At 33.4% G+C, this 8141-nt stretch carries 8 protein-coding genes; all 8 read right to left on the reverse strand.

Annotation, left to right across the window (positions count from 1 at the left end; genetic code table 11):
• Window positions 1-138: 138 nt before the first annotated feature.
• Complete coding sequence (locus VZD24_RS14215) at window positions 139-423, reverse strand: helix-turn-helix domain-containing protein (RefSeq protein ID WP_150940938.1); 285 nt, start codon at window positions 421-423, stop codon at window positions 139-141.
• Window positions 424-425: 2 nt separating this feature from the next.
• Window positions 426-764, reverse strand: a complete 339-nt coding sequence (locus tag VZD24_RS14220) for a type II toxin-antitoxin system RelE/ParE family toxin (protein ID WP_342687946.1) — start codon at window positions 762-764, stop codon at window positions 426-428.
• A gap of 220 nt (window positions 765-984) precedes the next feature.
• Entirely contained in the window at window positions 985-1578 is a 594-nt protein-coding gene (locus VZD24_RS14225; protein ID WP_342687945.1) for a DUF4145 domain-containing protein, read from the reverse strand.
• A gap of 20 nt (window positions 1579-1598) precedes the next feature.
• The gene (locus VZD24_RS14230) at window positions 1599-2978 is read right to left on the reverse strand and encodes an IS110 family RNA-guided transposase (RefSeq protein WP_342687944.1); all 1380 of its coding nucleotides are present in this window, start codon (window positions 2976-2978) and stop codon (window positions 1599-1601) included.
• A 395-nt stretch (window positions 2979-3373) separates the two neighbouring features.
• The gene (locus VZD24_RS14235; RefSeq protein WP_342687943.1) at window positions 3374-3757 is read right to left on the reverse strand and encodes a hypothetical protein; all 384 of its coding nucleotides are present in this window, start codon (window positions 3755-3757) and stop codon (window positions 3374-3376) included.
• A gap of 216 nt (window positions 3758-3973) precedes the next feature.
• Complete coding sequence (locus VZD24_RS14240; protein WP_279450133.1) at window positions 3974-6643, reverse strand: carboxypeptidase-like regulatory domain-containing protein; 2670 nt, start codon at window positions 6641-6643, stop codon at window positions 3974-3976.
• Window positions 6628-7398, reverse strand: coding sequence for a GLPGLI family protein (locus tag VZD24_RS14245; RefSeq protein WP_279450134.1), 771 nt, complete (start codon window positions 7396-7398; stop codon window positions 6628-6630). Before VZD24_RS14245 ends, VZD24_RS14240 begins: the two co-directional genes overlap by 16 nt.
• A gap of 64 nt (window positions 7399-7462) precedes the next feature.
• Window positions 7463-7735 (reverse strand): hypothetical protein, encoded by a 273-nt coding sequence (locus tag VZD24_RS14250; protein ID WP_279450135.1) that lies wholly within the window; start codon window positions 7733-7735, stop codon window positions 7463-7465.
• Between the last annotated feature and the right edge of the window lie 406 nt (window positions 7736-8141).

Here is an 8141-nt window from a genome sequence, read left to right on the forward strand (position 1 = left end):
ACCCAACGGTTTTGCATATGATTTATGGCGTATGCAAGCACTAAATTTAGCAAACAAACACCAAATAGAAAGTCCGCGAGGATTTTCGTAAGTAGGCGAGAACCAGCCATTAATTATATACGGTGTTGCCATTAGTACTTATTCAGCTGTTAATTTAATTGATAATCCTAAAGCATTGGCAAGTAAAGCGAAATTTGATAATTGAATATCCTCTCCATTTTCAATTCGGGAAATATATGGTCTTTTCTTTCCAACCTTTTCGGCAAGATTTTCCTGTGTCATATGTAATTCCTTTCGTCTATTTTTAATGATTTCTCCAAAATAATAGGAAAAAGCACTTTCTCTAAATTCTTCACGTTCTTTTGAACCTTCTTTTCCGTATCTCTTTGCAATCAGTTCTTTTGCGTTTATTGATTTTCCCATAATTATTTTTCTTTTAGATAATCTCCTAATATTCTTTCGGCTTGTTTAATTGCCTTTTTATAATCTTTAGTCCCTTTTTTTTGAAATCCACATAAACATACGGCTTTTGTGCATTCGGCAAAATTCAGATGGTCGATAGCAAAGATTACAATTCGATATTCATTTCCTGCTTTAAACATCAATTCGTAAAATTGTGTCGATTGTAGTTTTTTCAGAAAGTTCGAGTTTACAATTTTAATTTCTCCAATAACTTCAATTAGTTGGAAGAATTTCAGCGTAACTCTATCGTTTTGTTTGTCGATAAATTCCAAACATTCTTCTGTAATATCGATTTCTCTCATATTACAAATGTAACGAATTAGTTACAATATTGTTTCATTCATAACGATATTTTTTTCGGCAGACGGATTTTTTTTGTATTAATGGCAACGTTTGGTATAACCGCAGTTACGGGATTAAATTAAATGTTTTTCGTATAAGCACCGACGGTAGCAATTACGCGTGGATTCGGACGCAGTCGAATCCGCCGTAATTGCGGTTATATATTGTTGGCAAACGTTTTTACTCTTCAAGCATATTAGGCAATTCATAAATGAACTTTAAAAGCATTTCGGTAAACATTAATATTTTTAAAGCTTCCTCTTTAGTTTTCGAAACGATTTTATGGTTTGCTTTGTTTCCGTGTTTTTTTATTTCATCTACCCATTTTAGTCCATTTGGCGGAATGTAGTTATTGTCTTTTAGATAATTCACATATTCTACAAAACTCAATCCTTCTTTTGCTCCTTCGCTGACGGAAATATTCATTAATAACTTTCGACAACACATTACAGTCGAAGTGTAAGAATGTACAGATATACATCTCCGAGCTTCTTGATATAAATCCTCAACCTCTTTTTCTTTTATATGTTTAACATTATTCCCAAAACTTGAACCAGGATATTGTTCCTCATCTTCGTCAAAATAAGTGGGATTTTTGCAATTATAGCATATATAGATACGACCTTTGATTCCCTCGTATGAGTCGTGTCTGCCGTGTCTATTCGCACCTACAGTTCCAATAGCCGCAAATCCAAGTTCCGATGCGATTTCTCTTTCACAGAATCCACATTTATATTCTTTTGAAGGTATTTTATATGCTTCTTTCCAATTCATTATTCAAATTCTGACTAACGTCAAATTAAGTTGCTGATATCTAGGGTGTTTGTAAATCCTAGATCTTCAGGTTTTAATTCAAATTTATCAATTTGTTTTTTAATGCGGTTCACCATTCCAAGTTTTCTTTTTTGGTCCAGAAATAAGTATTGTTTCGGGGGTTGATATTCTATCTTTTTGGTGACCATATTCCATAGGATTACCGCAAGTTTTCTTGCCGTCGCACTGACTGCGGAGTGTCTTCCCTTTCGGTAGGCGACCCTTCGGAAGAAGTCTGAAAGATGAGTGTCCTTTAGGTTGCCTATGGCATTGGCCGCTTGGCGTAAGGCAATCTTGAGCCGGTTGCTTCCTTTTGGCACTCGGTTGCTGAGTATTTTCCCGCCTGATATCTTATTGTTGGGTGCGAGCCTGAGCCAAGAAGCAAACTGTTTTGATGAACCAAACTTATGGAAGCCTTCGGGACCTATCTCGCTCATTATGGTCAATACCGTGGAATGACTCAGTCCCTCGATGGCAAAGAGATCAACCCCGTCAAAATAACGGAAGGCTAGTTGGTTCATATCTTTGATCTGGGGTGCATTTTTGTTGATTCTCTTATAGGACTTTTCGGTTGTTTTCATCTTCTTCCGCTCGGGATGCTCTTTAAGCTCTCGCTTTATAAAAAGTTCTATTTCTTTGTCGCAGTCCGCAATCTTTTTCTGAAAAAATTTATAGGCCTCGAACTCCTGTTGTAGCCCAAAGAGATAGTCCGATCGGTTATTGCCGTGGAGCGCCCTAGCAATTTCTTCTTTTGGCTTTCTGCAGTTGTAGTGTCGGTGCTCGGCCAAACTTTGAGGATCAAGGTTGCCCTTGCAGATATCCTCAATGATCTTCATCCCAGTAAGTCCACACACATCCTTGACCACAACGTCTAGCCTAAAGTTCAATAGTTTTAGGTGCTTCTGCATTTTGTGCGTAGTAGAGGCGGCCAGGTCTATCCAATTCCCTCTTTGGCGACAGAACGTCCTTAGCTGTTCGGTTGTAAGATCGGGCAGGAAACTGCCGCTGAGTAACCCTAAGGTGTGTAGCTTCTGTATCCATCGACAGTCTTTTACATCCGTTTTTTTGCCCTTGGCATTCTTGGTGAATTTTCCATTGGCCAGCACTACTTCAAAACCGAAGGAGATAAGCTCTACATACAGATTTTGCCAGTAATCGCCCGTGGACTCCATTGCTACAGTGGTCACGCCAGAGTCCATAAGCCACTGGCAAATTTCTGTGAGATTTTCAGCATAAACACCAAACTCCCTGACATCCTCTAATTCTTGGCCAATGGCCACATAGTGTGAGCGACTGCCCACATCGATTCCGGAAGCATTGAAATTAACAACGTCCATTCCGAGTTTCATTTTTCTTTCCATGATAAAAAAGTTTATGGATTAGTAAAAAATGATCCTAAGGAAATGTAACTTTGATATAGAAAATTATTCTGAACGGGGTTCCTCTTTGACGGACCACCACTGAAATTATCAACAAACCCTTGAATTGATTCTTCGAGGGCTTTTACACTTCAACCAGAATGTGTCCCGAGCTATGACGCACCAGTTTTAAAATCGGCCTTGCATAGGATCGACATAAAGTTCGGGAGTTCTTACCGTTAGCTCAAGAAATTAATAGAAATTTTTTGTGTGGGGAATGTGTGGCAACGTGTTTGTGTAACACGACGTTGCGTGGTTTGGCACTAAAATAGCTAAAAAAAGCACTGCATTTCACGCTTGCGAGGATTTTCCGAAAGGAAAATCAGAAGCAATGCGTGTTACACGGTGTTGGCAATAGTTTTTTTAATGCGGTTTAATTCGGATGCCAATTCACTCCAGGGTTCTGAATTCAGATAAAGCTTTTTAGTCACAACACCATTAGTTCCGTTATATTTTAAAATCAGATTGTGAGAATTAAATAACAAATCAGATTTATAAATTATTTCGGTAAGTTGAGATTCCGAAATTTTAATTTCCTCCTTTTGAGTTACAATTGAGTAAGTCTCAAAGATGTAAAATCCGTCACTCAATTTAATTTTAGTTAATAATTTTGTGCTATAAGCTATTCCAATAAAAAAAATAAAGGCGAGCATTCCAATTCGAATGATGTCAGAATCTACAAAAAAGTAAATTCCCGTTAACCAGATAATTCCAATTGTCAATTGAAATATTTTTTGTTTTCTATATCTTTTTATCAATGCTATTCCTTTTTTTTAAATTATTGCCAACGGTCTCGTATAAGCGCAGTAGCGGGATTGACACACTGACTTTTCGGTTTATACCTGACCATAAATTTATAAAATCACTTTCGGGTTTTGTACTTTTCCGCTATTGTGTTTATACATTTGTTGGTAGCCGTTTTCTATTCAGACCGTATATCAAAACCTATATTCTATTTTTAAAAGCAGCAGTCTTGGTAACAATCTATATTCCGTCGTCGATGTTCCGATATCGCTGATTGAGAAATTTCTAAATTTTATTGTGTTTGACAAGTTTCTGCCTGAAAAACCTATACTCAGTTTATTCTTTACAAGTATATATTTTGCTTCAAAATCCAAAAAAAAATAAATATTGTCAGTTTCAAAATTCCCAAAATAATATCTTTCTGATTGAAATTGAAAATCAAATTTATTATTAAATATGAAGGATAAGTCCAAGAAACTTATATTGTCAGTAAACGAATTGACTATAGATGTCCTTATTTGGTTTGTTGTCCATTTAGTTCCAATATGATAGTTAAAAATGCCGTTAAATCCCGACCGAAGTTCTATGCCGTAATTTGATGTTTTGGATGTCACATTTCTTAAATCAGAGTCATTTACAATATTTTTATATTCAGACTTTGAATATCCAAAATTGATTTTTAGGTTCGATGAAATTCTTTTAAAATAGTAGTTTAAATTTGAAGAAATAGTAAAAAATTCTCTGTCCTTAATAATTATTTTATCTATTTGCGTAAAATTCTGCTCTATTAACGAATTAGTAGAAAAGAAGTTATAATTTTTGTTATATAGAAAAAATGTATTTGCGAAAAAACGTTCACTCCAATTACCGAACTTATAGTCCACCAGTAATGATGATGCGTCTAATTGGCTGAAATCGTCTGTTCCTTTTGAAAATGTGCGAAAGTTGGTCAACACAAAACCGTTGTAAACCTCCAAAAGATTTGAGTTGGTTTTGTTGTACGAATAAGTTGAAGTGATTTTGTTTTTATCGTCAATCTTCCAATTAAGTCCAATACTTGGATTTATAAAAAATGGGTTCTGATTTTTGAAAATAAAGGTAGAAGTAAATTTATTGAATAATTGATGGAGATGAATTTTGCTCACAAGGCTTAAATCTCCAATTTTGTATTCGTATTTTCCTTTAATATACAGATTGTTTACGTGGTAGGTCAGTAAGTTTTGATATCCTTCAGGTTTATCTACGACCATTTCGTTGTTGAGCAACAAAAAGGCTGTATTCAATTTATCTTTTCTGTATTCATTTCCTATCAGTAGTTCAAATAAATCATCATTTGGTTTTCTATTTAATAGATGAGCTTCAACACCAACAAATTGCATTTGATTGGTGGTTTGCTGTTTTACGTTGTCTATAGGCTCAAAATCAGGAAATAAATCTTGATAAAAAAACTGATTTAATTGATAATTTTGTGGCGCTTTTTCATTGATGAAACGACCAGTTAATAAAAAGGCCTTATTATTATCAAATTTGGATGTATAGCTTATTTTTTGGTCGAAAAGACTGTTGGTGCTATTGAGCTTTTCAATTGTTGAATCACCGTTGAATACTAAATTTGAAGTATCTTCAAAATGACCATTATTGAACTTTGTTACTGTTTCTAATGTCTTATTTTTTGAAATACTATAGTTGATGTCCACCTTGCCAAATGCTGTTCTGTTTTTGTTTTGTAAATAATAGTTTTCTATATTGGTAAAATCGACACTATCGGTATTGACCACATCTATTCTATTCCTGAAAAAATCGATTTCGTCCGAATTAAAAAAACCATTCGTTTTTATCTTTAGTTTTTCACTTGGATTAAAGATTGCATTCAAGGAAACTAATGCGGCATTATTAAAGTTTGTTCTGCTTTCTTTTAGGCTTAAGTTAGAACTGGACAAATTTAATAAATCAGTTACATGCTGATTGTCGCCAATCGTTGCAGGTTCATTGGTTCTTGAAGGTCTAATCAAAAAATTAATATTGCCAACGGCATCATTACCTATATTGTTTAAATTGCTTAATATATAATATTTGCTTTTTTTCCCGAAATTCATAAGGTTACCTCGAAATACGTAATTGTCGTTGTTGCCATAACCGATTTCTAAATTTCCAAACCAAATGCGCTTTGATTTTTCATCCAATTTCAGATTTAGTGCCACCTTATTACTTTCTTCAATGTCTTTCAGCAAATTATTATTGGAATAATTTAATAAAACTTCTACTTCTTCAATAGGATAAGCAGGCATGTTCTTTGAAAGTATTCTATAGCCTTTTTCAAAAAAATCATCGCCATCAATCATTAATTTTTCTATTTCTTGATTACCTATTTTAATGGAACCCTGACTGTCAATATGTAAGCCGGGAATTCTTTTAAGTAAATCTTCTACTGTTTGTTCGTTTCCCTGAACAAAATTTTTTGTTTTGAAGGTAATTGTGTCTTTTTTTTCGGAAATTGGTTTTGATGCTTGAATTATTATTTGGTTTAACTCCAAATATTTTTCATTCAATGTAATGTTTTGGTTAATTGATTTCTCTGTGCCGTCAACAAAAATATTAATAGTAAAGTTTTCATATCCTAAAGATGAAAATGTTAAATAAAAATAACCTGTTGCTTTAGTGCTGATTTTATATTTTCCATCAACATCAGAAAAACAGTAATCTATTATAGAGTCATTTGTTTTGTCTTTCATTACGACATTAACTGCTGTTAATTCAATATCGTCTTTATCAGAAATAAAACCGAAAATTTCTGTTTGTGCACTTGAAGAGTTATAGACAAATAAGTAAATAAAAAGATGAAAAAAAATTAATCTTGCTCCCATTCATATTTCATTTCTATTTTTGATGTTCTATCTTTGTTCATTTTTATATTTCTTGCCTTACTGTCTCTGGGCATACTCGCCATTATTTTTTTAAGTTCTTCTTCTTCGCTTTTGTCTATAAGAGATACATATTCCTCCAAACCAATTGTTTTAAAATAATTTGAAGGTAATTCTAAAGCATTTGAATATTCGTCCTCTTTTTTATATTCCAAACTAATTGCTGAAAACTCAACTTGTTCTAAATCATCTGATACTTTTAGAATTAAACCAGGTAATCCTTGAAGTTTCCAAGGTCCAAAATGTACTGGGATGTCAGGCGCATACCACGCCGTATAAGTTCTTCCCCTAAAATTGCCTTTGGCTTTATTGCATAAAAAACCAAGTATTGAATCTTTTTCTTTGAATGATAAATTCCATTCAATTTTTGGTAGTATTTCTTTTATTAAGTATAATTCATTATCTACTAATTCTTCTTTAAATAATTGTTTTTTAGTTAAATCCACATAATATTTTATGGTGTCGTGTTTGCTTTGTTTGTCTTGAATATTTTCTTGTTCTTGCTTTTTTTTAATATTAAATTTTCCTTCAATAAAACAGGATTGATTATTGTTGAAAAATAGTCTTGAAGTATTTTCTGCGGGTAAACCAAGTTTTAGTTTAGTGGTATATTCTACCACTGCAATGGTTGATTTGTTTTGTGCGTAAGTATTTGCAGTGAATAATATAAGCAATATGATAAGTTTTGTTTTTTTCATTTTGTGGATTTTAAAAATGGCTTTGTCATAATGTTACTTTTGACCAAGCCATTTTTTTTACTTTTTACATATAGTGATAAACAATACCATTACAATCAGGATGGCCATCAGGAGCCTCAAGCGTAAAGCTTCCCATTTGAGACCCATCGGGACGAATAACTACATGTAGAATATAGCAAGTAATCTCAGCATTTGTAATGTCGAGATTATAAGTAGCTGTTAATGCCTGCATTAAATCAACGATTTTAGAATGTTCATTTAAAGGATTAACATTCTCAGTTGCAAAAGCAAAGGTTCCAGTTAGCATAAATGCCAAAGCTAAAATTACATTTTTCATAATTTAAAAATATTTAGTTGCTCCATTAAAGGTCTTGAGCGTTAAATTCGACCATTCTTGGTTTTCAAGTTTGTACATTCTTCGAGAGTGAATTTACAATTTTTATTTGAATTCTGTAAGTCGGGTGGTCTTTAAATTCCTCTATTTGTTGTATTCAAATGGCTACCAACGTTTAGTATATGCAAAGTAGGCGATTGCGGGCTTCAAACTTATCAAACCGAGATGAAGTTGAAGCGAGCTACAACCGTTGAATTTACTGCTATTTCGCCTATTTTGTATATACATCTTAAGTTTGATTTTCACTAAATAAGTTAATTTTAAGTATTAATCAGAAAGAACAAAAGAGCGGAGTAAGGTTACTATATACGGTGAAGCTTTAGACTTCGACAACATTGATAATCCCCGC

This window comes from Aequorivita flava (assembly GCF_038742595.1).
GTDB lineage: Bacteria > Bacteroidota > Bacteroidia > Flavobacteriales > Flavobacteriaceae > Aequorivita > Aequorivita marisscotiae.

Bases quoted from the DNA above. Each gene is read 5' to 3' on its own strand.
- VZD24_RS14220 (WP_342687946.1), bottom strand. From the start codon at position 764: ATGAGAGAAATCGATATTACAGAAGAATGTTTGGAATTTATCGACAAA.
- VZD24_RS14215 (WP_150940938.1), bottom strand. From the start codon at position 423: ATGGGAAAATCAATAAACGCAAAAGAACTGATTGCAAAGAGATACGGA.
- VZD24_RS14240 (WP_279450133.1), bottom strand. From the start codon at position 6,643: ATGGGAGCAAGATTAATTTTTTTTCATCTTTTTATTTACTTATTTGTC.
- VZD24_RS14250 (WP_279450135.1), bottom strand. From the start codon at position 7,735: ATGAAAAATGTAATTTTAGCTTTGGCATTTATGCTAACTGGAACCTTT.
- VZD24_RS14230 (WP_342687944.1), bottom strand. From the start codon at position 2,978: ATGGAAAGAAAAATGAAACTCGGAATGGACGTTGTTAATTTCAATGCT.
- VZD24_RS14245 (WP_279450134.1), bottom strand. From the start codon at position 7,398: ATGAAAAAAACAAAACTTATCATATTGCTTATATTATTCACTGCAAAT.
- VZD24_RS14225 (WP_342687945.1), bottom strand. From the start codon at position 1,578: ATGAATTGGAAAGAAGCATATAAAATACCTTCAAAAGAATATAAATGT.